This is a genomic window from Pseudonocardia yuanmonensis (assembly GCF_039542425.1).
Taxonomy (GTDB): domain Bacteria; phylum Actinomycetota; class Actinomycetes; order Mycobacteriales; family Pseudonocardiaceae; genus Pseudonocardia; species Pseudonocardia yuanmonensis.
The window spans coordinates 74,419-98,019 of sequence record NZ_BAABIC010000006.1; the positions used below are offsets into that span (position 1 = coordinate 74,419).

25 protein-coding genes and 2 pseudogenes are annotated in these 23,601 nt (G+C 72.2%); 9 read left to right on the forward strand and 18 right to left on the reverse strand.

Going from position 1 to position 23,601, the window contains the following annotated elements:
• Positions 1 to 35 precede the first annotated feature (35 nt).
• Both ABD990_RS10520 and ABD990_RS10525 read right to left on the reverse strand, forming a co-directional pair.
• Positions 36 to 335 (reverse strand): HNH endonuclease, encoded by a 300-nt coding sequence (locus ABD990_RS10520; RefSeq protein ID WP_345380117.1) that lies wholly within the window; start codon positions 333 to 335, stop codon positions 36 to 38.
• Positions 336 to 532: 197 nt separating this feature from the next.
• Positions 533 to 1,117, reverse strand: a complete 585-nt coding sequence (locus tag ABD990_RS10525; RefSeq protein ID WP_345380118.1) for a CAP domain-containing protein — start codon at positions 1,115 to 1,117, stop codon at positions 533 to 535.
• Between the two features lie 253 nt (positions 1,118 to 1,370).
• Between ABD990_RS10525 and ABD990_RS10530 the strand changes: the two genes are divergently transcribed.
• Both ABD990_RS10530 and ABD990_RS10535 read left to right on the forward strand, forming a co-directional pair.
• Positions 1,371 to 1,670, forward strand: a complete 300-nt coding sequence (locus tag ABD990_RS10530) for a hypothetical protein (protein WP_345380120.1) — start codon at positions 1,371 to 1,373, stop codon at positions 1,668 to 1,670.
• Between the two features lie 121 nt (positions 1,671 to 1,791).
• Positions 1,792 to 2,097 (forward strand): muconolactone Delta-isomerase family protein, encoded by a 306-nt coding sequence (locus ABD990_RS10535; protein ID WP_345380121.1) that lies wholly within the window; start codon positions 1,792 to 1,794, stop codon positions 2,095 to 2,097.
• A gap of 57 nt (positions 2,098 to 2,154) precedes the next feature.
• On the opposite strand, the gene ABD990_RS10540 is transcribed toward ABD990_RS10535, so the two are convergent.
• From ABD990_RS10540 to ABD990_RS10550, 3 genes are read right to left on the reverse strand one after another with little or no spacing between them, the layout of a single operon-like run.
• The gene (locus ABD990_RS10540; RefSeq protein WP_345380123.1) at positions 2,155 to 2,397 is read right to left on the reverse strand and encodes a MerR family transcriptional regulator; all 243 of its coding nucleotides are present in this window, start codon (positions 2,395 to 2,397) and stop codon (positions 2,155 to 2,157) included.
• A complete protein-coding gene (locus ABD990_RS10545; protein ID WP_345380124.1) occupies positions 2,394 to 2,621 on the reverse strand; it encodes a hypothetical protein in 228 nt (75 codons plus the stop codon). The genes ABD990_RS10540 and ABD990_RS10545 overlap by 4 nt, the downstream gene beginning before the upstream one ends.
• 25 nt (positions 2,622 to 2,646) lie before the next feature.
• A complete protein-coding gene (locus ABD990_RS10550; RefSeq protein WP_345380125.1) occupies positions 2,647 to 3,078 on the reverse strand; it encodes a hypothetical protein in 432 nt (143 codons plus the stop codon).
• A gap of 768 nt (positions 3,079 to 3,846) precedes the next feature.
• Here ABD990_RS10550 and ABD990_RS10555 point away from each other — a divergent pair.
• Positions 3,847 to 4,293, forward strand: coding sequence for a hypothetical protein (locus tag ABD990_RS10555; RefSeq protein WP_345380126.1), 447 nt, complete (start codon positions 3,847 to 3,849; stop codon positions 4,291 to 4,293).
• 49 nt (positions 4,294 to 4,342) lie between these two features.
• Here ABD990_RS10555 and dcd read toward each other — a convergent pair.
• Together dcd and ABD990_RS10565 are read right to left on the reverse strand one after the other, a co-directional pair.
• Positions 4,343 to 4,696: pseudogene (gene dcd / locus ABD990_RS10560) on the reverse strand (dCTP deaminase); the annotation flags it as partial.
• Between the two features lie 102 nt (positions 4,697 to 4,798).
• A complete protein-coding gene (locus ABD990_RS10565; protein ID WP_345380127.1) occupies positions 4,799 to 5,527 on the reverse strand; it encodes a TetR/AcrR family transcriptional regulator in 729 nt (242 codons plus the stop codon).
• A 137-nt stretch (positions 5,528 to 5,664) separates the two neighbouring features.
• Between ABD990_RS10565 and ABD990_RS10570 the strand changes: the two genes are divergently transcribed.
• Both ABD990_RS10570 and ABD990_RS10575 read left to right on the forward strand, forming a co-directional pair.
• Positions 5,665 to 5,955 carry a hypothetical protein gene (locus ABD990_RS10570; protein WP_345380129.1) on the forward strand — a complete coding sequence of 97 codons (291 nt, stop codon included), beginning with the start codon at positions 5,665 to 5,667 and terminating at the stop codon, positions 5,953 to 5,955.
• A 153-nt stretch (positions 5,956 to 6,108) separates the two neighbouring features.
• The gene (locus tag ABD990_RS10575) at positions 6,109 to 7,119 is read left to right on the forward strand and encodes a collagen-like domain-containing protein (protein WP_345380130.1); all 1,011 of its coding nucleotides are present in this window, start codon (positions 6,109 to 6,111) and stop codon (positions 7,117 to 7,119) included.
• Positions 7,120 to 7,232: 113 nt separating this feature from the next.
• Here the strand turns inward: ABD990_RS10575 and ABD990_RS10580 are convergent, their stop codons facing one another.
• Entirely contained in the window at positions 7,233 to 8,690 is a 1,458-nt protein-coding gene (locus ABD990_RS10580; RefSeq protein ID WP_345380131.1) for a recombinase family protein, read from the reverse strand.
• Positions 8,691 to 9,026: 336 nt separating this feature from the next.
• Between ABD990_RS10580 and ABD990_RS10585 the strand changes: the two genes are divergently transcribed.
• The 3 genes and pseudogenes from ABD990_RS10585 (at position 9,027) to ABD990_RS10595 (ending at position 11,372) form a co-directional block, all read left to right on the forward strand.
• Positions 9,027 to 9,551 carry a gluconokinase gene (locus ABD990_RS10585; protein ID WP_345380133.1) on the forward strand — a complete coding sequence of 175 codons (525 nt, stop codon included), beginning with the start codon at positions 9,027 to 9,029 and terminating at the stop codon, positions 9,549 to 9,551.
• A 76-nt stretch (positions 9,552 to 9,627) separates the two neighbouring features.
• Positions 9,628 to 9,768, forward strand: a pseudogene (locus ABD990_RS10590) (GntT/GntP/DsdX family permease); the annotation flags it as partial.
• 215 nt (positions 9,769 to 9,983) lie between these two features.
• Positions 9,984 to 11,372, forward strand: coding sequence for a YibE/F family protein (locus ABD990_RS10595; protein ID WP_345380135.1), 1,389 nt, complete (start codon positions 9,984 to 9,986; stop codon positions 11,370 to 11,372).
• 37 nt (positions 11,373 to 11,409) lie between these two features.
• Here ABD990_RS10595 and ABD990_RS10600 read toward each other — a convergent pair whose 3' ends face one another.
• From ABD990_RS10600 to ABD990_RS10610, 3 genes are all read right to left on the reverse strand, one after another.
• The gene (locus ABD990_RS10600) at positions 11,410 to 11,979 is read right to left on the reverse strand and encodes a class I SAM-dependent methyltransferase (protein ID WP_345380136.1); all 570 of its coding nucleotides are present in this window, start codon (positions 11,977 to 11,979) and stop codon (positions 11,410 to 11,412) included.
• A 169-nt stretch (positions 11,980 to 12,148) separates the two neighbouring features.
• A complete protein-coding gene (hisS, locus tag ABD990_RS10605; protein WP_345380479.1) occupies positions 12,149 to 13,429 on the reverse strand; it encodes a histidine--tRNA ligase in 1,281 nt (426 codons plus the stop codon).
• Positions 13,430 to 13,434: 5 nt separating this feature from the next.
• Entirely contained in the window at positions 13,435 to 14,157 is a 723-nt protein-coding gene (locus ABD990_RS10610; RefSeq protein ID WP_345380137.1) for an MBL fold metallo-hydrolase, read from the reverse strand.
• Positions 14,158 to 14,249: 92 nt separating this feature from the next.
• On the opposite strand from ABD990_RS10610, the gene ABD990_RS10615 reads away from it, so the two are divergent.
• Positions 14,250 to 15,062: a peptidylprolyl isomerase gene (locus ABD990_RS10615; protein ID WP_345380138.1), complete on the forward strand. Its 813-nt coding sequence runs from the start codon at positions 14,250 to 14,252 to the stop codon at positions 15,060 to 15,062.
• A gap of 57 nt (positions 15,063 to 15,119) precedes the next feature.
• Here the strand turns inward: ABD990_RS10615 and ABD990_RS10620 are convergent, their stop codons facing one another.
• The 7 genes from ABD990_RS10620 to ruvA all read right to left on the reverse strand — a co-directional run bounded on the left by ABD990_RS10620 (position 15,120) and on the right by ruvA (position 23,538).
• Complete coding sequence (locus tag ABD990_RS10620) at positions 15,120 to 17,477, reverse strand: RelA/SpoT family protein (protein ID WP_345380139.1); 2,358 nt, start codon at positions 17,475 to 17,477, stop codon at positions 15,120 to 15,122.
• Between the two features lie 70 nt (positions 17,478 to 17,547).
• Positions 17,548 to 18,063 (reverse strand): adenine phosphoribosyltransferase, encoded by a 516-nt coding sequence (locus ABD990_RS10625; protein WP_345380480.1) that lies wholly within the window; start codon positions 18,061 to 18,063, stop codon positions 17,548 to 17,550.
• Positions 18,064 to 18,119: 56 nt separating this feature from the next.
• Complete coding sequence (secF, locus tag ABD990_RS10630) at positions 18,120 to 19,355, reverse strand: protein translocase subunit SecF (protein ID WP_345380140.1); 1,236 nt, start codon at positions 19,353 to 19,355, stop codon at positions 18,120 to 18,122.
• Between the two features lie 3 nt (positions 19,356 to 19,358).
• Entirely contained in the window at positions 19,359 to 21,107 is a 1,749-nt protein-coding gene (gene secD, locus ABD990_RS10635) for a protein translocase subunit SecD (protein WP_345380142.1), read from the reverse strand.
• 151 nt (positions 21,108 to 21,258) lie between these two features.
• A complete protein-coding gene (gene yajC, locus ABD990_RS10640; RefSeq protein ID WP_345380144.1) occupies positions 21,259 to 21,699 on the reverse strand; it encodes a preprotein translocase subunit YajC in 441 nt (146 codons plus the stop codon).
• 169 nt (positions 21,700 to 21,868) lie between these two features.
• Entirely contained in the window at positions 21,869 to 22,885 is a 1,017-nt protein-coding gene (gene ruvB / locus ABD990_RS10645; RefSeq protein WP_345380481.1) for a Holliday junction branch migration DNA helicase RuvB, read from the reverse strand.
• Between the two features lie 35 nt (positions 22,886 to 22,920).
• A complete protein-coding gene (gene ruvA, locus ABD990_RS10650; protein WP_345380146.1) occupies positions 22,921 to 23,538 on the reverse strand; it encodes a Holliday junction branch migration protein RuvA in 618 nt (205 codons plus the stop codon).
• Positions 23,539 to 23,601: the final 63 nt, after the last annotated feature.

Consider the following 23,601-nt stretch of genomic DNA (forward strand, 5'->3'; position numbering starts at 1 on the left):
CCTGCCGTCGCGGTTGCGCTACACCTTCATCGTCGTCACCTAAGTCCAGGATGTTGCGTGGCCGGACGTCGGCGCAGCGATGTGATGCGGCCGCGGGCGTCGACACCTTCGGCTGCGCTCTTCTTGGCGTGGCAGTCCTCGCACGCGCCCTGCAGGTTCGCGTCGGAGTGGTCGTCGCCCGCTTGCTTGTGGTCGACCTGAGTGGCCTTGCGGAGGCAGCCGTCGTAGCCGAGCTGGCAGCGGTGCCGGTCGCGGGTGAGGATGCGGCGCCGGATGGCTGGCCAGTTCGCTGGCAGCCTGGCCTTGCGGTCGCTGCCCTGCCGCTGCCCCGCCATCGGCGCCCCCTGCCGGTCCTGCCCCTCCGCCGGGCCATGTGCCCTGCCCCCGGCTGTGCTCCCGGGTGGGAGTGGTCGATCTACCCCCGGGCATGCGACAGCCCCGGCCCGGTGCGGGTCGGGGCTGGCCAGTGGGTAGACGATCCCAAGATCAGTGATCGCGTTACACGGGATCGTCTACCCCGTCAAGCGCTCGATCAGGCGCCGAAGGTCTGCGTCCAGTACCACTTGCCGGACGCGCTCTTCTCGGTGTCGAAGCCCGTCTTTGTGTACGCGCAGTTGAGGATGTTGGCCCGGTGACCGGAGCTGTTCATCCAGGCATTGACAGCTTCCTGCGCCGATTGGTACTGCGCCACGTTCTCGGCGTACTGCGAGTAACCCAACCCCCCCAGCCGACCCTTAATGTCGCCGTTGGGTCCGTCGTGACCCATCTTGTCGCGCCTGGCTTGCACATCGCTCTGCTGACTGGCGGCGGCCACCAGATTGTCGGCCTGCTGCAAGGGCGCGCACCCGGCCTTCGCGCGCTCCTCGTTGATCAGCCTCAGGCCTACACGGTTGTGGAGCCGCTCCTTACGCCTCTCGGAGCGGCTGTCGGCGGGCAGCAGTGATGCCGCCGCGTCGGTCGTAGCGGAGGCCTCGGCACCTGCGGGCAGCTGCGCTTCCGCAGCGGTACGTGTCACCGGGGTCTCGGCAACCGCAGGTGCAGCCAGCCCGACGAGCATCCCGGCGGCAAGTACGCCGACCGAGACGCGGGCGGATCTCCGGAGAATGGTAGTGAGCATGGCCCTCCTTGGTCCATTTCGCTACCGGCCTTTCGCCGGGGCGAAGGGCGACCAGAGTGGGGCCAGGGCAGCAGAGAAAAAATGGGGTTGTCCCGAGGGTGCGCGAGTGCGGACCCTATGCCGTGTCGGGGGAATACCCGACATCTCGGTGGGAAAATTCCCTGGTGCTCGAGCTACTGCTGTTGCTTTCCGAGCAGGCGCGCCTTCGCAGAACTGAAACTGCCCGGTGCGCCTGCGCAGCTAACCTTGCCGGATGGGCGAAGATCACCCCGTGCTCCCGGCTGAAGATCCCTACCACGCCACGATCGACCAGGCGGCGAGCGATATCGTCCGCGCCCTGCTCGGCGCAGACGAGCCAGTCGGTGCCGAGCAAGCGGAGCGGATCGCCGCGTGGGTCGAGCAGCAGCACGGCAGCCGCGGGCTTCGGGATGCCATCGCTGTGCTGGGCGCCGACAACGCCGAGCTGATGACCGTCCTCGCCGGGATCGAGGGGCACGACCCGCTCGGGCTGCTCGACGGATGGAATCACGACGAGCGGCCGCCGCAGCTATAGCGATATGTGGGACCGTGCGGGGTCGAGCCAGATGCGCAGCACGCGATGGTTGTCAACGACTTGCCTCGAGGCCACGATTGACGTCCGGCCAGCTCGATGACCCCCAAAGGAGTGGTTCTCGATGTTGTTCTACTTCAGCGTGCGCGTCGACCACAGCGATGTGTCCTTCGATGAGCTGTGGGACGAGTGGGAGAAGGAAGTCGACGCGGCGCAGGGTGCCATCTCCGCTGGCAAGATCAAGAACCTCTACAAGATCAGTGGTCAGCGGCGGGTAGTCGGAGTCATCGACGCGGACTCGCATGATGAGCTCGATCGCATCTTCATGGCGGCGCTTCCGATGGCCCACATGTTGGAGTTCGAAGAGATCCTCCCGGTACGCGAGTACACTGACTTCGCAGACGACGTACGTAAGCGGTGGCAGCAATGAACGCGGGCCAGAACATCGAGACGCGGCACCGGTAGGCGCCCACGTACTCCGTGTGACCTATGAAGAGGTGGACCGGCCCTCCAGACGCTGCAGGTGCTCCCGGTCGTACAGCGGCCTGTCCCGCTCGTCGAGCCCTACCGGGTGCAGTTGGCCGCGGTGCGCCCACTGCCGCACGGTGCCGGCCTTGATGCCGAGCACGCGCTCGGCCTCGGCCGCGGAGAACAGGTGCCGCACACGCGGCTCGAGGTCGTCGGCCTGGTCGTCGAGGTCGTCCCAGTGCGGTGCGAGCGCGAGCGTCATGCGGCGGCCGCCTGCAGCAGCTGCCCGAGGTGCTCCCACTCGTTGCGCGGCCAGCGACGGCCGCAGGCGCGGCAGTGGATCATGTCGTCGCGCAGCGGGGCCCGCAGCTTCGCCCCGCACTCGCGGGTCGTCTCGCCCTCGTCGACGACGTTGGGGCAGGTGCTGATGACGGCCGGCGCCGGGTCGCCGGTTACGGGCTTGAGCGCGAGCAGGAGGGTGCGCACGGTCGCGGCGACCTGTGAGCACAGTTCACAGCGGGTGGCGTAGTCGCTGGCTGTCGATCCAGCGCAGCAGGGTCGGCACGTCGGCCCGGTCGTCGGGGCCGGCGATGCCGCGCTCGTCGGCGATCGACCAGGCGAGCGTGTCGAGCTCGCCGCGCACCGAGATGACCGGGTGCTCGGCCTCGCAGTGCACGCGGCCGTCGCCGGCGACCCACGCCTTCGCGACCTGGCTGCTGCGCGAGTCGGTCAGGGCGATGACGTGGTCGCTGGCCGGGCTGCGCGAGCCGAATCCTGGTGCGCCGCGACCCGTCTCCCCCGACGCGCCGGGCGTCGGGTCGAGCCGGGCGTACCGCTCGCCCACCTGCCGCAGCCGCTCACGGAGCAGGTCGAGGCAGCCCGAACAGGTGGACAGCGTGCGTACCTCTGCCCTTTTGGCCGCGTTCGGTGCCGCCGCGGCCATCGCGCTCAGCGCTTGCTCGAACAGCGGCTAGCCGTCCAACTCGTCTCTGACAGTCGACGTGCCGACCGCTGCGCCGACGACGACGGCTGCCGCCCCGTCATCAGCGGCGCCCCAGGGCGAGACGTCGCCGCGCGGGAACCTGGTGAAGAAGGTTGGTGACGCCGCTGGGTGGGGGTCGCCAACGCCAACATCTCCGTGAAATTCATCGTCGACAAGATCACCGTGGACCCCGTATGCCCTAACCGGTTCGCAAGCGAGCCCGAGAACGGGCACCTGGTGCGGATGGACGTGCGGATCGAGACGACGCCACAGATGCCGACAGACGGGGCTACTCGATCAACCCGTTCGACTTCTCGGCGATCGGGCCGAACGGGGTGACACAGCCCAGGGCAGAGTCTCCGGCGAGTTTCTCGTGCCTCAACCAGAACGAGCAGCTCCCGAACACATTCGCCCCGGGATCGAAGTACCGAGGCGCGGTGGTGCTCGACGTCAGCAGTCCGAATGGGACGCTGATCTACAACCCGGGCTTCTCCCGGGTCGGCGGCTGGGAGTGGGTCTACCCGGCATCCTGACGAGCCGCCTCGTCCTGTGACCAGCTCGCCGACGTTGGGATCAACAGCTCACACAGGGTTTGAGACAGCGGGCGGAGTGTGAGCGAGTACCTCTGGCGCGGCTACCGCGCGTAGCCCGTCATCGTCGGAGGTCCGAGCTGTGGGTACCACGCCACCAGTCATCGCTTGGGGCGGGTTTGTAGTGGCAATCGCCGGGGTGCTGCTGACGGTCTTCCAGGCGTGGAGGACACAGGTTCACAACCGACGTTCCGTACGTCCGCTGCTTCAGCTGCGTTACAGCCTTCCGCAAGGCGGCACCGCCGAACTCGTGCTGAACAGCATCGGCTTGGGCCCAGCCGTGATTGTGTCCTCTCGGCTGCTCCTCGATGGCAAGCCCCTCGGTGGCCTAGACCGGGACTCAGTCAACCGTCTCCGAGCGCAGCTGGAGACGCGACCCCACGCGACCACCTTTGTGCCCGGAGAAGCGTGCCCGAGGGAGTCGAGCCACGCTCTGCTGAGCCTGCCCGGCTACGACAAGAAGAAGAACGCCGAGTTCACAAACCTGCTTGAGCACCGTCTGAGGATCGAGATCGTCTACGAATCGCTGTATGGCGGCGAAGACTTCCGGGCATGCTTCCCCAGAACTGCCGACGTCAGGACGTAAGGGACGCCCGCGTAGCTTCGCGGTCGGCCTGCAGAGATGCGCGGCCCACTCATGTGCTCTCGACCGACCGCAGCGCTACGACCGGCGCGACGCTTGGCTCGCCCGGCGGCACCGACCGCGGCGCGGTCGGCCCGGCCTGCCCCTGGTAGTGCGAACCGAGCCCGGGATGCCCGTAGGGCCGCAGGCAGCGCGACGAGGTCCTCTCGAAGGTGAGCTGGCCGATCCGCATGCCGGGCTCGAGCATGATGACCAGCTCGCCGACGTTGGTCACCTCGAGCGTGATGTGGCCGTCGAAGCCCGGGTCGATCAGCCCGGCGGTCACGTGGACGAGCAGCCCGAGCCGGCCGAGCGTCGACTTGCCCTCGAGCCGCGCGGCGACGTCGGCAGGCAGGCGCACCCGCTCGGCGGCCGTTCTAGTCAGCAGCTGGTCGATGAGGCCGTTCGACGGGCGAGGGCTCCCGTCGGGAACACCTCGGGGAGGCGACGTCCAGCGTTGTCGGTTCAGTCAGGTGAGCAGCTGGCTGCGGAGGCCGGCGAGCAGGATGGTGAGTCCCTCGTCCAGTTCGGCGGCGCCGTCGTAGGCGGCGAGCTCGGCGGCCAGCGAACGCAGCCGGGGGAACTGGGTGACCGGTAGCCGGTGCAGTCCGAGGCGGAGCAGGTCGTCGGTCTCGTCAGGGGCGTGCACCCTCTCCTGCAGTTCGTGGATGACGTGGCCGTAGAGGAAGCCGGTGAACAGGCGCGCCGCGTGCAGCGCACCATGGTTGTCGAACCCGGCGTTGATGAACACCTCAAGTAGCTCTTCGAAAGGCAGGAGCGTGCCCAGGGGACGCAGGGCCAGCGGGCCGGACAGCGGTCGAGTCACCAACAGCGGCACCAGGTTGGAGTGAGCCAGCGCAACCCGGCGGAACGTGTGTGCGGTACGGCGCAGAGCGTTCTCCCAGCCGTCGTCTCCGCCACCGTCCCGGTCATGCTCAGGCGGGCTGGGTGTGACGAGCTCCGCGGCGACCTGCTCGACGATCCCGTCGAGCAAGTCCTCCTTGTCCGAGGCGTGCCGGTAGATCGCCATCGGATTGCGATCGAGGGCCTGCCCGAGCCGGCGCATCGTCAAGGCCTCGACACCGCTCTCGTCAACGATCTTCAACGCGGCGGTCAGGACCTGTTCCCGGGTCAACGCAGGTCGGCGCCCGGACGACTGCGGACCGAGGGACCCCGGCTTAGCGCTGGCGTCGGTCATTAAACCTCCTTAGGGGCAAAGTCTCCAATGATGGCTAGGCCGTCGGTCGACGTCTAACGTCTACACCGTAGCCCTGGGCCGTAGCGAGGTCCGTTCGTCTGCTACGAACCTCAATCCGACCCTGATTACGGAGACTCATGCCCGTCAACACGCCCAGCCAGACCGCCCTGCCCGACGGGGCCGCCACGGCTGGGTCCCCTCGCCGGACCACCGAGTCGAAGGCCGCGTTCAAGACGACCGAGTTCGTCGTCTACCTCGTCGCCGTTGCCGGGGTTCTGATCGCCTCCTACCTCGTCGGAGACGGCGACGGACGCGGCGATGTCTTCCTGGCCGACAAGGCCTGGTTCTACGTCACGCTGCTCACGATCGGCTACATCATCAGCCGTGGGTTGGCCAAGGCCGGTAGCCGCGAGCGCTACGACACCTGACCGCGCTTCGGTCCGGACGCCCCGCAGTCGGCGGCAGCCGGACCCGCTCCAACAGCATCAACCCAGCCCCGACAAGGGCCGGGACCCAATCCAGAGACCGCAGGTGGCTGATCTTCTTTCGCTGCCCGCCGGTTACGAGAGGTACTTCCAGACATGACTCAGTCAGAACAGCCGACCACCGGGCGCACCACCGGGCGCACCGAGACCGTCCCGGTTCCGGTCGACGTCACCGTCAAGGAGGGCGACAAGGGCCTGAACGGCCCGGTCGGTCCGGACGGTGCGCGCGGCGACAAGGGCGACAAGGGCCGGACCGGTCCGGTCGGCCCGGACGGTGAGCGCGGCGACAAGGGCCCCCAGGGCCCGACCGGCCCGCCCGGAGAGCAGGGCGACCGCGGCCCGAAGGGCCCGACCGGTCCGGTCGGCCCGGTTGGTGAGCGCGGGGACAAGGGGCCCGAGGGCCCGGTGGGCCCCCGCGGCGAGCAGGGCCCGGAGGGGGAGACCGGTCCCAAGGGCGAGAAGGGCCCGGAGGGGGAGACTGGTCCCCAGGGCGAGAAGGGCCCGGAGGGGGAGACCGGTCCCCAGGGCGAGAAGGGCATCCCCGGCTCCACCGGCCTGCCCGGCGAACAGGGCGAGCGGGGCCCGCGCGGGCCGCAGGGCGAGAAGGGCCTAGCCGGCCCGGCCGGCCTGCCCGGTGAGAAGGGGGAGCAGGGGCGGCGGGGCCAGCAGGGCCTGCCCGGCGCCGAAGGCCCGCGAGGTGTGATCGGCGAGGCCGGCGAGAAGGGACCGCGCGGGCTCCAGGGCGTTCAGGGCGAGCGCGGCGAGAAGGGCGTCCCCGGGGTCCGTGGACCGCAGGGTCCGCAGGGCGAGCAGGGGCCGTCCGGCCCGGCCGGGCTGCCGGGGGTCCAGGGCCCACAGGGCCCGGCCGGACCGGCCTGGCTGCACCAGCCCAGCCCGGTCGAGCTCGCGACCAAGGTGAAGGATGCGGCGCTGAACATCCGCCCGCGCACCGTGCTCGATCCGCGGGAGGGCGTCCGCTACCTCACCACGCTGACCTCGCGGCTGGTGAAGTTGCAGGGCGGGCTCATCCTGCACGCCATCGTCGACACTGACGCTGCGGCCAACAGCCGGCCGGACGGCCTGTCCAACGTGCGCTCCATCGCCTGACAAGCGCAAGGACCCGAGGGCGCCTCGTCCCGCTACGGCGGAACGAGGCGCCCTCGCCGTGCGTGCTGGCACAATCCACCCGCCAGTCGCCAGACCCAACAGCAGTGGACGGCTCACCCTGCCAATATCCGCGGTGCGTTCGAGTCCGGGTGGCTGTAGGCGGGACCCGGCCGCACCCGCAGGCGCACGTGCGGGTCATGCTGCGGCATCACGCGTCGGACCACCTCGCGCCGCGTCGGCATCGAGTACTCCTCGTCCCAGACCGTCGCCGGGTCCTCGGCGGCCCGCAGCGGCGCGAGCACGTCGACCTCGCCGGCCTGCGCGACCATCTCGTCGAGCTCGGCCAGCCGCGCGCGCATCCGATCCCCCGCCGATCTCACCTGCGCGCGGTCGAGCACGCCGTCGGCGTAGTCGCGCGCGAGCCCCTCGAGCCTCGAGCGCAGCTCGATCGACTCCGACCGCACCGCCGAGAGGTCGAGATCGTTCTGCACCCGCTGCTCGGCCGCCAGCTTCGGGGTGTCGTCGCGGCGGAACCACTCGAGCAGCACCTCTTCGACGACGGCCTCGATGTAGTCCGCCCGGCGCGCCACGTGCCGCAGGGTCGGGCAGCGCAGGCGACGCTCGGCCCGACTGCCGCCCGTGATCAGTGGCCGCTCGCACATCTTCCCCGGCTCGACCTCAGCGCCGCACAGCGCGATGCCGGTCAGCAGGTACCGCTGCGCCGAGGTGCCGACATGTGCGCCGGGGCGGTGCGGGTCCTTCATCCGCTCGAGGGCGGCCCGCCAGGTCTCTTCGGAGACGATCGGCGGCCAGACGGCAGGGCCGATGATGCGGTGCCACTGGGCGCGCGTTCCGCTCTTGTGGTCGACGACGTCGCGCATCCCGCGCAGGGCGGCGTTGCGCGGATTGGCGAGGATCTCGCGCACGGTCTGGAAGCGGAACGGCTTCCCCATGGGCGTGGTGAGCCCGTGCGCGTTGAGCCAGCGGGCGAGACTGCTCATGGACTCGCCGGTGAGGAAGCGGTCGTACATCTGGCGCACGACGCTGGCCTCGATGGGGTCAAGCTCGAGACCGTTGTTGGCGTAGCCGAAGGCTCGCCGGCCGCCGACCATGCGGCCCTGCGCGGCGGCCTGCGCGATCTGCGAGATGTGCCGCTCGGACTTCTGCTCCATCTCGACGCGCGCGAAAGCGGCCATCGGGTCGGCCATACCGCGGCCGATGGCTGTCGTGAGGTCGAGGTCGGGCGCGTGGGTGAAGGCGATGGCGGTCCGCTTCTCCTGGCCGAGCTCGACGAAGGTCAGCTGCTCCCGCCGGGTCTTGCACAGCCGCTCGAAGGACCGGGCCACGACGGCGCTGATCGTGCCGTCCTCGAGATCGGCCAGCAGGCGCGTGTAGTCAGGCCGCCGCTTGCGTCCGGCCGCGCTGATGTCGTTGTCGGTGTAGATCTTGTGGAGCTCCCAGCCACGGGACTCAATCAGTCGCAGGCCGTCCTCGCGCTGCCGGTCGACTCCGGCCTGATCGCCCTTCCAGTCCTTGCTGATCCGGAGGTACAGACCGACGCGTCTTGCCACCTGGGGATGCTAACGGACCCCCAGATGCCGTAACTACAGGCGTGCGAGCAGCCCCGGTAGGGGTTCACCGTCCAGCGGAAGGGCATCGGCGAGGTGCCCGGCACCCGGTTCAGCGCGGACCTGGCCTCCACCTCGTGGAGCACCGTTCCGGCGAACTCCGGGGTGCGCACCGACCGCAACAGCCCGCAGGCCGGGCAGGGCCGCGCCTCGCCCACCCCGTCCGCCAGCACCTGCTGCCCGCTCCACCGCACCCAGCTAGTCGAACACATGTTCGAGCAACGCGCAAGTTCTCGCGCCCATCCGGCAGGATCCGTCGGCGTCGGCGACGCTGCCCCCATGGAGGGCGAGACGACGACGTTGGTGGTGATGGGGGTGTCGGGGGTCGGCAAGTCGACCGTCGCCGCCGAGCTCGTCCGGCGCACCGGCTGGGCGTTCGCCGAGGGCGACGACCTGCACCCCGAGGAGAACCGGCGCAGGATGGCCGCCGGCCAACCGCTGACGGACGACGACCGGTGGCCGTGGCTGCGCCTGGTCGCCGGGTGGATCGGCGAGCAGGAGGCGGCGGGCCGCGACGCGGTGGTCACCTGTTCGGCGCTGCGCCGCCGATACCGGGACGTGCTGGTCGACGGGCACCCGTCGGTCCGGTTCGTGCACCTGCAGGCCGCGCCCGACGCCCTGGCGTCCCGGCTGGCGACGCGCCGCGGCCACTACATGCCGACCTCGCTGCTGCAGAGCCAGCTCGACGCGCTCGAACCCCTCGAACCCGACGAACCGGGCATCTCGGTGAGTGGCGAGGGCGACCCGGGCGCCGTCGTCGACCGGGTGCTCGCTGAGCTGGCCCCCACCGGAGGTGCCGCATGACCGCGCTCGCGCTCCGGCTCGCCCAGGCCCAGGAGACGGCTCCGGCCGCCGAGGCGACGCAGCTCGTCGTCGTCGTCTCAACGACGCCGGGTTCTGGCTGGTCAAGGAGTACTTCGGGCTTACGGTCGGGCAGACCGTCAAGAGCTGGTCGGTGATGGAGACGATTGTCTCCGTCGTCGGGCTGCTGCTGGTGCTGCTGATCTCCGTGTTCGTGTAGGGCCTCCGGGGCGTCCACGGCGGTCGCGGGGCGGGTGCAGGGCCCGCGTGCCGACGGGCGAGGATGCCGGGGTGGCTCCCCGCGACCGGACGTCCGACAGCGGGCGGCACCGTGCCCCCGTCCGTGCCCCGGTCGGGACACCGAGCCGGACACCGAGCCGGACACCGAGCCGGACACCGAGCCGGACACCGAGCCGGACACCGAGCCGGGCGCCGGTGCCGCCGGAGACGGACGCGGAGCGCACCACCCCGCTCGCGCCGGTGCCGGCCGAGCCCGCCGCTGCGGCGCCCCCGGACCGCGCCCCGGACGTCGAGCGAGGCCAGGGCCGCGCCCCCGGGCCCGGCGACGGGCACGGTGGGGAACACCGGGAGCAGGACGACACACACGGGAATGTCCAGGCGCCGGGTCACGGGCACGGTCACGGGCATGGGCACGGCCACGGGCCCGCCACCCCCGCCGGCCGCCGCGTCCGCCTGCTCCTCGTCGGCCTGCTGGTGCCCTGCGCGCTGGCGACCCTCGTCGGGCTGGGGCTGCTGTGGCCCGGCGGCTCGCTGCCCGGCAGCACCCAGCCCGGCCAGGAGGTGTTCGACGCCGAGGTCACCGCGGCCCGGGCCACCGACTGCACGCCCGGCTCGGGCGACGGGGCGTGCGCGGGGCTGACGCTGCACATGGACGGCGGGCCGCTGCCCGGCCGCGACCTGGTGCAGATCGTGCCGGTCGAGCCCTCGACGCCGCGGTTCGCGGTGGGCGACCGGGTCCGGGTCGCGTACTCGGGCGGCGAGGCGACCGACCCCGGCTCCTACCAGGTCGTCGACTTCCAGCGGTCCGGCCCGTTGATCGCCCTGGCAGTCGCCTTCGCGCTGGCCGTGCTGCTGCTGGGCCGGTGGCGCGGGCTCGCCGCGCTGGTGGCGCTCGGGATGAGCCTGGTCGTGCTCGTGCTGTTCGTGCTGCCGGCGATCCTGGGCGGGGCGAGCCCGGTCTGGGTCGCGGTCGTCGGCGCCTGCCTGATCATGTTCGTGGTCCTCTACCTCACCCACGGGCTCTCGGCCCGGACCTCGACCGCGGTGCTCGGCACGCTGGCGTCGCTCGCGCTGATCGCGCTGCTCAGCGGGCTCTTCTCGGCGCTCGCCCGGCTCACCGGGCTCGACGACACCACCGCCAGCCTCATCGCCACGCTCGGGGCGCCGGTCGACGCCCGGGGCCTGCTGCTCGCCGGGATCGTGATCGGCGCGCTCGGCGTGCTCGACGACGTCACGGTCACCCAGACCAGCGCCGTATGGGAGCTGCGGGCGGCGAACCCGGCCCTGGGCGCTCGCGCGCTGTTCGCGGCCGGGATGCGGATCGGACGGGACCACGTGTCGTCGGCGGTCAACACCCTGGTGCTCGCCTACGCGGGCGCCTCGCTGCCGCTGATGCTGCTGTTCACGGTGGCCGGTCGCGGGCCGGGCGAAGTGCTGACCTCGCAGGACGTGGCGACCGAGATCGTCCGGACGCTCGTCGGCAGCATCGGCCTGATCGCGTCCGTGCCGATCACGACCGGCCTCGCCGCCCTCGTCGCGAGCCGGGAGGAGCCGGGCCTGCCGCTCGGCCGCCGGCGGCACTGAGGCGTCGGTAGCGTCAGCCAGCCGGGGCCCCGGATCGTCAGGGGCGACGGGCCAGCAGGGTCGCCTCGCCCCCGCCCTCGCGGTGGTCGAGCGTCTCGAGCTGCGGGAACGCCCCCGCGAGCTCACCCGCGGGCGCGCGGAAGCGGCCGCCCTCGTCGCCGACCTCGGACAGCACGGTGAGCACGAGCAGCCCGCCGGGCGCAAGCGCGGCGGCGAGCGCCGGGTAGAGCGTGGGGTCCCGGTAGCGCTGGCAGACCACGAGGTCGTAGGGGCCCGCGACCGGCAGCCCGGCGTCGAGGTCGGCCTCGAGGAACCGCACGGCGACCCGTTCCGACTCCGCGAGCGTCCGGGCCGCCGCGAGGCCCGTGGCCGAGACGTCGACGGCGTCGACCGCGAAGCGCCGCTGCGCCAGCCACACCGCGACCGCGCCACGCCCGCAGGCGACGTCGAGCGCCCGCCCGCCGCCGGGGAGCCCGCCGCGGTCGGTCGGCGAGGCACCGCCCGGGAGCAGCTCGAGCCGGCCCCGCAACCCGTCCGGCGGCATCGGCGCACCCGGCCCCACCGCGGCGTGCCGGGCGTCCCACCGCTCTCGATCCGCCCCGCTCACCCCCACCCCCCGATGAGCGAACGGCACCCTCGCTCACACCTACTGAGCGAACGCGCCGCTCGCTCACCCGACACCGGGCGATCCTGCACTCGCGACCACCCGCGCCCCCCACTGAGCGAACGGCACCCTCGCTCACAGCTAGTGAGCGAGAGCTCCGTTCGTGCATGCATCAGGCGAGCTTCGCGACGAGCTCCGTGACGACGGAGTCGAGCGGCACCGCGCGCTGGTCGCCGGAGGCGAGGTCCTTCACCCCCACCGTGCCGGCCTCGAGATCCCGCTCCCCCAGCACCAGCGCGTACCGGGCGCCCGAGCGGTCCGCGGACTTCATCGCGCCCTTGAGCCCGCGCCCGCCGTAGGCCAGGTCCACCCGCACGCCGGCGCGGCGCAGCTCCGCGGCGATCACGACGAGCCGTCGCTTCGCCGCCTCGCCCAGCGGCACCCCGAACACCTCGGCCCGGGCCTCCGACCACGGCTGGACGCCCTCGGCGCGGCAGGCCAGCAGCGTGCGGTCCACCCCGATGCCGAACCCGACGCCGGACAGCGGCTGCCCGCCCAGGGTCTCCATCAGGCCGTCGTACCGGCCGCCGCCGCCGATCCCGGACTGCGCGCCCAGGCCATCGTGCACGAACTCGAAGGTCGTCTTGGTGTAGTAGTCCAGCCCGCGCACCATCCGCGGGTTGATCGTGTAGGCCACGCCGAGGTCGTCGAGGTGGGCCAGCACGGCGGCGTGGTGCTCGGCCGAGGCCGCCGACAGGTGGTCGAGCAGCAGCGGCGCGCCCTCGAGCTGCCTCCGCACCTCGGGCCGCTTGTCGTCGAGCACCCGCAGCGGGTTGATCCGGGCCCGGTCCCGGGTCGGCTCGTCGAGGTCCAGCCCGGCCAGGAACTCCTGCAGCCGCTCCCGGTAGGCGGGCCGGCACTCCGCGTCCCCCAGCGAGGTCAGCTCCAGCCGGTACCCGGTGAGCCCGAGCGCCTTGAACCCCTCGTCCGCGACGGCGATGACCTCGGCGTCGAGCGCCGGGTCGTCCACCCCGACGGCCTCCACGCCGACCTGCTGCAGCTGCCGGTACCGCCCGGCCTGCGGCCGCTCGTAGCGGAAGAACGGGCCGGCGTAGCGCAGCTTCACCGGCAGCCCGGCGCGATCGAGGTTGTGCTCGATCACCGATCGCACCACACCCGCGGTGCCCTCCGGGCGGAGCGTGACGGACCGGTCCCCGCGGTCGGCGAAGGTGTACATCTCCTTGCTGACCACGTCCGTGGACTCGCCGACCCCGCGGGCGAACAGCCCGGTGTCCTCGAAGATCGGCAGCTCGACGTACCCGTAGCCGGCCCGCTCCGCCGCGCCGGCGAGCGTGTCGCGGACGTGCACGAACCCGGCGGACTCCGGCGGGTAGTACTCCGGGATGCCCTTGGGCGCCGCGAAGGCGGTGGCGCGCCGGACACCGTCCTGCACCGCGCTCACAGGCCACGCCCCCGGGCCGGGGCGGCCGTGTCCGCCGCCACGTCGGCGGTGGCGTCGGTGAGGCCCTGGAGGAACGGGTTGGACACCCGCTCCCGGCCCACCGTCGTCGTCGGGCCGTGCCCGGGCAGGACGACCCCGGTGTCGGGACGGACGAGCAGCCGGTCCCGGATGCTCTCCAGCAGCCGGCGGTGGGAGCCGCCGGGCAGGTCCGTCCGCCCGATCGAGCCCGCGAAGAGCGTGTCGCCCGCGAGGATCACCTCGGTCCCGTCCTCCGTCTCCGTCGTGAACACCACCGACCCGGGAGTGTGGCCGGGGGTGTGGTCGACCCGCAGCCGCATTCCCGCGAGCTCCAGGTCGCCGCGGTCCGTCAGCGTCCGCACCTCGCGCGGCTCCCGCAGCTCGAGCCGCCCGCCGAAGAAGGCGGCGGACTCCGACGAGATGCCTTTCATCGGGTCGGCGAGCAGCTCCCGGTCGTCGGGGTGGATCCACGCGGGGATGTCCGCGCCGTCGCACACGGGCTGCACGCTGAAGGTGTGGTCGAAGTGGCCATGGGTCACCAGCACCGCGACCGGGGTCAGCCGGTGCTCGGCGAGCACGGCCTCGAGCGGTTCGACGGCGTCCTGCCCGGGGTCGACGACGACGCACGCCTCGCCCGCCTCCCGGGCGACGACGTAGCAGTTGGTCTGGAACGCTCCTGCGGGGAATCCTGCGACGAGCACGCGACCAGCCTAGACGTGCCTGCACACGGCCCTCTCAGGAACGGTCGATACCCTCCCCGCGATCGGACACGACCGGGAGGACGACGCACACCGTGGCCACGAACCAGATGCGGCGGGAGGCGGCCAAGCGCAAGCTGGCCAATCAGCAGGCGCGGCGGGCCGAACGGGCCCGCAGGCAGAAGCGGGTCGCCGTGATCAGCTCCGCCGCGGCCGTGGTGGTCGTGGTCGTCGCCGTGGTGCTGCTCACCACCGCCCCGTGGAAGTCCGACCCGGCGCAGCCCGCGGCCCAGGCCGCCGCCCCGCCCGGGACCGTGAACTGCCAGTACCCGGCCGACGGCACCGCGGCGAAGCCCGCGAACCCGCCGCAGGCGGACGCGGTGAGCGCCCAGGGCACCGTCCCGGTCTCCCTCGCCACGTCGGCCGGCCCGATCGGACTCACGCTGAACCGGGCCGAGGCGCCCTGCACCGTGAACAGCTTCACCTCGCTGGCGAGCCAGGGGTACTTCAACGACACCCCGTGCCACCGGCTCACCACGAGCGAGGGCCTGAAGGTGCTGCAGTGCGGCGACCCGAGCGGCCAGGGCACCGGCGGCCCCGGCTACACGGTCGCCGACGAGCCGCCGACGACGCTCGCGCCCGCTGGCCAGTCCGGCGCCGTGATCTATCCGCGCGGCACGATCGCGATGGCCAAGACCTCGGCCCCGAACTCCGGTGGCAGCCAGTTCTTCCTGGTCTACGCCGACTCGACGCTCCCGCCGGACTACACCGTGTTCGGCACGATCGACGAGGCCGGCCTGGCCACCGTCGACACGGTCGCCGCGGAGGGCACGGACGACAGCAACGGCCCGGGCGACGGCAGGCCGAAGACCGCCGTCACCATCCAGACCGCCACCGTCGCGGCCTGATCCGACCGGACACCGAGGGCCCCGCCGGATCTCTGGCGGGGCCCTCGTTGCGTGTGGTCAGCTCGCGCTGGTGACGCGGTAGACGTCGTAGACGCCCTCGACGTTGCGGACGGCGTGCAGCACGTGTCCCAGGTGCTTGGGGTCGCCCATCTCGAAGGAGAAGCGCGAGACGGCCACCCGGTCCCGCGAGGTGGTCACCGACGCGGAGAGGATGTTGACCTTCTCGTCCGCCAACACCTTCGTCACGTCCGACAGCAGGCGGTGCCGGTCCAGCGCCTCGACCTGGATCGCCACCAGGAACACCGACGCCGGCGACACCGACCACGCGACGTCGACCAGCCGCTCGCTGCGGGCCTTGAGGTCCGCGGCGTTGGTGCAGTCCGTGCGGTGCACCGAGACGGCGCCGCCGCGAGTCACGAACCCGAGGATCTCGTCCCCCGGAACGGGCGTGCAGCAGCGGGCGAGCTTGCAGTAGACGTCCCCCATCTCGACGCCGTTCTCGCCGGTCAGCACCACACCGGCGTCGCCCGAGGGCCGCCGCACCCGCACCGTCGACGGGGTGGCCCGCTCGGCGAGCTCCTCCTCGGCGTCCTCCATCCCGCCGAGCAGCGCGACCAGCCGCTGCACGACGTGCCGGGCGCTGGCCTGCCCCTCCCCGATCGCCGCGTACAGCGCGGAGATCTCGGAGTAGTGCATCTCCCGGGACAGCGCGGCCATCGCGTCCGCGGACACGAGGCGCTGCAGCGGCATGCCCGTGCGCCGGGCCTCCCGCGTGATCGCCTCCTTGCCCTCCTCGATGGCCTCCTCGCGGCGCTCCTTGGCGAACCACTGCTTGATCTTGTTCTTGGCCCGCGGCGACTTGACGAAGCCCAGCCAGTCCCGGCTCGGCCCGGCGCCCTCGGCCTTGGACGTGAAGATCTCGACGACGTCGCCGGACTCCAGCGTGCGCTCCAGCGCCACCAGCCGGCCGTTGACCCGCGAGCCGATGCAGCGGTTGCCGACCTCGGTGTGCACGGCGTAGGCGAAGTCGACGGGCGTGGACCCGACCGGCAGCGTGACGACGTCGCCCTTCGGCGTGAAGACGAACAGCTCCTTGGCGGCGAGGTCGTAGCGCAGCGACTCCAGGAAGTCCCCGGGGTCCGCGGCCTCGCGCTGCCAGTCGAGCAGTTGCCGCATCCAGGACATCTCGTCGATCTCGACGGTGGAGCCGGTGTTGTGCCCCCGGGTCTCCTTGTAGCGCCAGTGCGCCGCGATGCCGTACTCCGCCGTGCGGTGCATCTCGTGGGTGCGGATCTGCACCTCGAGCGGCTTGCCGTCCGGCCCGATCACGGTGGTGTGCAACGACTGGTACACGCCGAACCGGGGCTGCGCGATGTAGTCCTTGAAGCGGCCGGGCATCGGCTGCCACAGCGCGTGGACCATACCCATCGCCGCGTAGCAGTCCCGCACCTCGTCGACCAGCACGCGCACGCCGACCAGGTCGTGGATGTCGTCGAACTCGCGGCCCTTGACGATCATCTTGCGGTAGATCGAGTAGTAGTGCTTCGGCCTGCCCTCGACCGTGCCGTTGACCCGCGCGGCCTCCAGCTGCCGCGACACCTCGTCGATGACCTGCTTGAGGTAGGTGTCCCGGGACGGGGCGCGGGTGGCGACGAGCCGGACGATCTCCTCGTACTTCTTCGGATGCAGGATCGCGAAGGACAGGTCCTCCAGCTCCCACTTGATCGTCGCCATGCCCAGGCGGTGCGCCAGCGGCGCCATGACCTCGAGGGTCTCCCGTGCCTTCTTCGCCTGCTTCTCCGGCGGCAGGAAGCGCATCGTACGCATGTTGTGCAGCCGGTCCGACAGCTTGATGACCAGCACGCGGGGGTCGCGCGCCATGGCGACGACCATCTTGCGGATGGTCTCGGCCTCCGCGGCCGTGCCGAACTCGACCTTGTCCAGCTTGGTGACGCCGTCGACGAGGTGCGCGACCTCCTCGCCGAAGTCCGTGCTGAGCCGCTCGAGCGAGTAGTCGGTGTCCTCGACGGTGTCGTGCAGCAGCGCCGCCACCAGTGTGGTGGTGTCCATGCCGAGCTCGGCGAGGATCGTGGCCACGGCCAGCGGGTGCGTGATGTACGGGTCCCCGGACTTGCGCTTCTGCCCGGCGTGCTTCTGCTCCGCGACGTCGTACGCGCGCTGCAGCAGCACCAGGTCGGCCTTCGGATGCAGCGCCCGGTGCACGCTCGCGAGCGGCTCCAGGACGGGCTTGACGATGGCCACCCGCTGCGGGGTCATCCGCCGGGCGATCCGGGCCCGGACCCGGCGCGTGGCCGAGGGGCGGGCCGGGTCCTGGGCCGGATTCTGGACGGTGGTCCCCGCGGGGCCGGCGGGCGCCTCCGCGGGTGCGGGCGCGTTCTGCTGGACGTCCGTCACCGGGCCTGCTCCGCTCCTGTCACCACCTATCGAAGGATAACCCTCCGGTAGGTCTCCGGGATGTCCACCTCTAGTAGGTCAGCAGTGCGTGGACGTCGATGCCGGTCAGCTTCTCCCGGCCCCGCAGCGCCGCCAGCTCGACGACGGTGCCGAAGCCGGTGATCTCGGCCCCGACGTCCGCGAGCAACCCGCAGGCCGCGGCCGCGGTGCCCCCCGTGGCCAGCACGTCGTCGACCACGAACACCCTGGTCCCGGGCTCGACGGTGCCCGCGGGCAGCTCCAGCGTGGCCGTGCCGTACTCGAGTGCGTAGGTCCGCGAGCCGGCGACGGCGGGGAGCTTGCCGGCCTTGCGCACCGGTACGACGCCGGTTCCCGCCACCAGGGCGACCGCGGCACCGATGAGGAACCCGCGGGCCTCGACACCGGCGATCAGGTCGGCCGCACCCGCGGAGGCCGCGAGCTCCGTGGTGAGGATGGCGAAGGCCTCGGCGTCGGCCAGCGCCGGCGTGAGGTCGCGGAACAGCACACCCGGTTCCGGATAGTCCGGCACCGCGCGGATCAGCTCGCGGACCTTCTCGAGCTGCAGGACCGACTCGTCGACCTCGAGCGGCTCGGAGCCCGCGGGCCCCTCCGACGCCGCGCTCACCGGCGCCGCTTCCCGCTCGGGCGCCCCGCGGCGCTCCTGTTCTGCCCCGCCTTGCCCTGCGGGCGGCCCGGCCGCACCCGGTCGGGTGCGCTGGCCGCAGCGGCGAGCGCGCGCTCGCGGCGCAGCTCGCGGGCGAGCGCCTCGTCGTCCGCGGTGTCGAGGTCCTCCTCGGCGACCTGACCGGAGTGCGACGCGGCGGCGCGGGCCCGGCGGGCGGCGACCCGCTCGGCCTGCTTGCGGAACCGCGGGTCGCGCATCTTGAGGTCGACCAGGATCGGCGTGGCCAGCAGCAGCGAGGACAGCGAGCCGGCGATGATGCCGACGAGCTGGACCAGCGCCAGGTCGGCGAGCGTTCCGACGCCGAGCAGCCAGACGCCGATCACCATCAGCCCGATGACCGGTAGCACGGCGATCAGCGAGGTGTTGATCGAGCGCATCAGCGTCTGGTTGACGGCGAGGTTCGCGACCTCGGGGTAGGTCCGGCGGCTCAGGTTGAGCAGCCCGCGGGCGTTCTCCTTGACCTTGTCGAACACCACGACCGTGTCGTAGAGCGAGAAGCCGAGGATCGTCAGCAGGCCGATGACCGTGGCCGGCGAGACCTCGAAGCCGATCAGCGAGTAGATGCCCGCGGTGACCACGACGTCGTGCACCAGCGCCACGAGCGCCGCGATCGCCATGGCCCGCTCGAAGTAGAAGGCCAGGAAGAGCGTCACCAGCACCAGGAACACGGCGAGCGCGATCAGCGCCTGACGGGTGATCTCCCCGCCCCAGGTACCGCTCACCGCGCTGTCGCTGATCACCTGCTCGGACGGCTGCCCGTTCGCGTCGAGCGGCTGGAGCTGCTGGAACACCGCGTCCTTGAACGCGGCGATCTGCGCCGGGTTCAGCGGCTCCGAGCGCACGAGGATCGTGGCCGAGCCGCCGGCACCCGCCGACTGCGTCGACGCCGGCTCCTCGCCGACCGAGGAGCGGAAGACGTCCTCGACCTGCTGGGTGGTGATGGTGCCGTTCGCGCCCGCGGCGGGCATCTGGAACTGCGAGCCGCCGGTGAAGTCGATGCCGAGGTTGAACCCGCGGATCAGGATCGACAGCACGCACACCAGGAGCAGCACGCCGAAGCCGGCGTACCAGATCTTGCGCCTGCCGACGACGTCGAACGCGCCCGTGCCGGTGTAGAGCCGGCTGAACACGCCCCGCTTCGGTGCGGAGGTCCCGTTCACCGTGTCGCCCATGCCTCAGGCCCCCCTGCTCGTGCCGGACCCGCTGCCGGCGGTCTCCCGCGGTTGCCGCCGTCGTTGCGCGCCGATCTTCGCCACGGCCCCCAGCCCGGACAGCGCCGGGCTGCCGAAGATCTTGGAGTTCGACGCCAGCGCCACCAGCGGGTGCGTGACCAGGAAGACCACGACCAGGTCGAGGACGGTCGACATGCCGAGGGTGAACGCGAAGCCCTTCACCTGGCCGACGGCGAGGACGTAGAGCACCGCGGCCGCGAGGAAGCTCACCGCGTCGGCGGTGAGGATCGTGCGCCGGGCCCGCACCCAGGCCCGCGGGACGGCCGAGCGGAAGGACCGGCCCTCGCGGACCTCGTCCTTCAGCCGCTCGAAGAAGATCACGAACGAGTCCGCCGTGATGCCGATGGCCACGATGAACCCGGCGACGCCCGCGAGGTCGAGGGTGAACCCGATCCACCGCCCGAGCAGCACCAGCACCGCGTAGACCACGAGACCGGACAGCACCAGGGACAGGATCGTGAGCACGCCGAGGACCCGGTAGTAGAAGAGGCAGTAGACGAAGACCAGCGCCAGGCCGATCGCGCCCGCGATCAGGCCGGCCTCCAGCGAGGCGAGCCCGAGCGTGGCGGACACCGTCTGCGCGTCCGACGCCTCGAAGGACAGCGGCAGCGAGCCGTACCGCAGGATCCCCGCGAGGTCCTGGGCCTGCTGCTGGTTGAAGTTGCCGCTGACCTGGGTGTTCCCGTACAGCGCGCCCTGGATCGTCGGGGCCGAGACGACCTCGCCGTCGAGCACGAAGGCGGCCTGCTCGCCGATGTGCGCGGCGGTGTAGTCCCCCCACGCCCTCGAACCGTCCGCCTTGAAGCTGAGGTCGACGACGTACCCGACGCCCTGCTGGTTCTGCGAGGCCTGCGCCGACGCGATCTGGGTGCCCTCGACGACGGTGGGCCCGAGGATGTACTTCGCGGTCCGGTCCTGGTCACAGGTCACCAGGGGCAGCGACGAGTCGTCGTACCCGCGCAGGGGGTCCGGGGCGGCGCAGTCGAGCGCGAGGAGCGCCTGCTGCTGGACCGCCGGGTCGGTGCTCTGCCGGGTGGCCTTGGCCTCGGCGATCGCGGCGGCCTTCTCCGGGTCCTGGTCGCCGCCGGGCGGCGGCTGCTGGGCCGGTGCGAGGGAGGTCGAGTAGGCGACCGGGGCCACCGCGCCGTCGACGACGGGGGCGCTCCCCATCCCCTGCGGCTGCGCGCCGCCGCCGGACGGGGCCGGGGCGGTGCTCTCGGCCGGCGGGGTGGCGCCGCCGGTGTCCTGCCCGGCGGGCGGGGCGGTGGCGCCGCCGGTGTCCTGCCCGGCGGGCGGAGCGGCCGGGGTGGCGGCGATCGGCTGGCCGACGACCGGGCGGATGCGCAGCTGCGCGGTCTGGCCGAGCGAGCGCGCCTGCTCGCCCTGCTCGCCCGGCACCGTGATGGTGATGTTGTTCCCGTCGAGCACCACCTCGGCGCCGCTCACGCCCAGCCCGTTGACGCGCTGCTCGATGATCGACTGCGCCTGGACCAGCTGGTCGCGCGGCGGGACCTGGCCCGACTCCGTGCGCGCGGTCAGGGTGACCCGGGTGCCGCCCTGCAGGTCGATGCCCAGCTTCGGGGCGAAGGACCGGTCGCCGGTGAAGGCGACCAGTGCGTACAGCACCACGACGATGCCCGCGAACCCCGCGAGGTACCGCCAGGGGCGGATCCGCCCCGGGGTCGTTGCCACTCTCTCTTCTCTCCCGGCGTCACGGCCCGGTCACGCGTCGGCGGACGGCCTGTCCAGTCCCGTCCGCGGCGTGACCGCGGCCGGTGTTCCCGCACGATGCTGCACCATCCGGCGCAGCGGGCCGACGGCGGCCCCGCCGCGGGCGGTCCGGTTACTTCTTCTCCTCGGCGGTGGAGTCCGCGGGGGTGTCCGAGACCGTCCCGTTGGCGCTCGGCGTCCCGTTCGCCCTGGTGGCGCCGGTCGCCGGGAGCTCGCCGGTGGTCGCGGTGCCGGTGGTGCCGGTCGCGGCCGGAGCCTCGTCGGCGCCGGCGGTGTGGTCGGCGTGGTCGTCCTGCGCGACCTTGTCCCGGACCGCGGCGCGCAGCCAGGTGGTGACGACGCCGTCGGCGATCTCGAGGTCGATCGTGTCCTCGTAGGAGGCGTCGACGACCGTGCCGCGCAGCCCCGAGGTGGTGGTCACGACGTCGCCCTCGGTGAGCGCGTTCTGCATCGCCTGGGTCTCCGCCATCTGGCGCTTCTGCTTGCGACCCGACAGGAAGATCGGGATGAAGAGCAGCAGGATGAGGATCGGGAACAGCAGGCTCAGGTCCATGATGTCGTGTTTCTCCGTTTCTCGGGCAGGTCGGACGGCCGAGTCTGCCAGTCGGGTCCGACACCCGGTCGGTCGACCCGGCGTCGTGACGGGCCCGTGACGTGCGGTTTCGTGCGGGGCCCGGCCGGATGCGCCCCCGGTACCGCTCCGCCCCCGATCGAGATCGCGTTCAGAACAGTGCCGGCGGCCCCTCGCCGCCGGACTCCGCCGGATGCCGCAGGCCGAGATGGCTCCAGGCCGCGGGCGTGGCGACACGGCCGCGCGGCGTCCGGGCCAGCATCCCGGCCCGCACCAGGTAGGGCTCGCAGACCTCCTCGACGGTACCGGGTTCCTCGCCCACCGCCACAGCCAGCGTGGACACACCGACCGGGCCTCCCCCGAACGTCCGTACGAGTGCCCCCAGCACGGCCCGGTCGAGGCGGTCCAGGCCGAGCTCGTCGACGTCGTAGACCGCGAGCGCGTCCCGCGCCACGGTCCGGGTCACGGCGCCGTCGGCGCGGACCTCGGCGAAGTCCCGGACGCGGCGCAGCAGCCGGTTCGCGATGCGGGGTGTGCCGCGCGAGCGGCGGGCGATCTCGGCGGCCCCGTCCGGCCGGAGGTCCACGTCGAGGATCTGGGCGGCGCGGCGCACCACCAGCTCGAGCTCCTCGGGCTCGTAGAACTCCATGTGCGCCGTGAAGCCGAAGCGGTCCCGCAGCGGGCCGGTGAGCGCGCCGGCCCGGGTCGTGGCCCCGACCAGCGTGAACGGGGCGATGTCGAGCGGGATGGACGTGGCGCCGGGTCCCTTGCCGACCACGACGTCCACCCGGAAGTCCTCCATCGCGAGGTAGAGCATCTCCTCGGCGGGGCGGGCGATCCGGTGGATCTCGTCGATGAACAGCACGTCCCCGGGGACGAGGTTCGACAGCATCGCCGCGAGGTCCCCGGCGCGCTCCAGCGCGGGGCCGCTCGTCAGCCGGATCGCGGCGCCCAGCTCGGCCGCGACGATCATCGACAGGCTCGTCTTGCCCAGCCCGGGCGGGCCGGAGAGCAGGATGTGGTCGGGCGGGTCGCCGCGCCGGCGCGCGCCCTCCAGCACCAGCTCCAGCTGCTCGCGCACCCGGGCCTGGCCGATGAACTCGCTCAGCCGGCGGGGGCGCAGGGAGTTCTCGACGTCGAGGTCCTCGGGAACCGCCTCGGCGGCGATCCCGCGGAACTCCTCCTCGGCGCCCACCGGCTCGCTCACCGGCTCCGGCCGAGACTCGCGAGGGCCGCGCGGAGCAGCTGCGAGGGCTCGGCCTCGGGCTTGCCCGCCAGCACGGCGTCGACGGCCTGCTCGGCGGGCTTGAGCGTGAACCCGAGGCCGACCAGGGCCTCGACGACCTGCTCCCGTACGGGCGAGGCACCGTTGCCCGCGGCCGCCGGCGCGGCCGGGTTCGCGGTCGCCGCGGCGGCCGGCGACACGACGACCTTGTCCCGCAGCTCCACCACGAGTCGCTCGGCGCTCTTCCTGCCGACGCCCGGGATCCGGGTCAGGGTGGCCAGGTCCCCGTCGTGCAGGGCGCGGCGCAGCACGTCCGGCTCGAGGACGGCGATGGTGGCGAGGGCGAGCCGCGGGCCGATCCCGCTGACCGTCTGGAGCAGGAGGAACAGCTCGCGCTCGTCCGCGTCGGCGAAGCCGAACAGGGTCAGCGACTCCTCGCGCACGATCAGCGTGGTGGCCAGCCGGGTCTCGGTGCCGCGCCGCAGCCCCGCGAGCGTGGCCGGGGTGCAGAACACCGCCAACCCGACGCCGCCGACCTCGACCACGGCGTGGTCCAGCCCGATCTCCAGCACGGGCCCGCGCACGGACGCGATCACGGCATTCCCCCGCTCCTACGAACAGTCGTTCGAGGACGGAGGCTACCGGGGCCCACCGACACC

Excerpts from the sequence above, each read along its gene's own strand:
- ABD990_RS10520 (WP_345380117.1), bottom strand. The coding sequence starts at position 335 with ATGGCGGGGCAGCGGCAGGGCAGCGACCGCAAGGCCAGGCTGCCAGCG.
- secF (WP_345380140.1), bottom strand. The coding sequence starts at position 19,355 with ATGGGCGACACGGTGAACGGGACCTCCGCACCGAAGCGGGGCGTGTTC.
- ABD990_RS10585 (WP_345380133.1), top strand. The coding sequence starts at position 9,027 with ATGGAGGGCGAGACGACGACGTTGGTGGTGATGGGGGTGTCGGGGGTC.
- ABD990_RS10540 (WP_345380123.1), bottom strand. The coding sequence starts at position 2,397 with ATGACGCTCGCGCTCGCACCGCACTGGGACGACCTCGACGACCAGGCC.
- ABD990_RS10570 (WP_345380129.1), top strand. The coding sequence starts at position 5,665 with ATGCCCGTCAACACGCCCAGCCAGACCGCCCTGCCCGACGGGGCCGCC.
- ABD990_RS10530 (WP_345380120.1), top strand. The coding sequence starts at position 1,371 with ATGGGCGAAGATCACCCCGTGCTCCCGGCTGAAGATCCCTACCACGCC.
- ABD990_RS10565 (WP_345380127.1), bottom strand. The coding sequence starts at position 5,527 with ATGACCGACGCCAGCGCTAAGCCGGGGTCCCTCGGTCCGCAGTCGTCC.
- yajC (WP_345380144.1), bottom strand. The coding sequence starts at position 21,699 with ATGGACCTGAGCCTGCTGTTCCCGATCCTCATCCTGCTGCTCTTCATC.
- ABD990_RS10550 (WP_345380125.1), bottom strand. The coding sequence starts at position 3,078 with ATGGCCGCGGCGGCACCGAACGCGGCCAAAAGGGCAGAGGTACGCACG.
- ABD990_RS10535 (WP_345380121.1), top strand. The coding sequence starts at position 1,792 with ATGTTGTTCTACTTCAGCGTGCGCGTCGACCACAGCGATGTGTCCTTC.
- ABD990_RS10575 (WP_345380130.1), top strand. The coding sequence starts at position 6,109 with ATGACTCAGTCAGAACAGCCGACCACCGGGCGCACCACCGGGCGCACC.
- ABD990_RS10525 (WP_345380118.1), bottom strand. The coding sequence starts at position 1,117 with ATGCTCACTACCATTCTCCGGAGATCCGCCCGCGTCTCGGTCGGCGTA.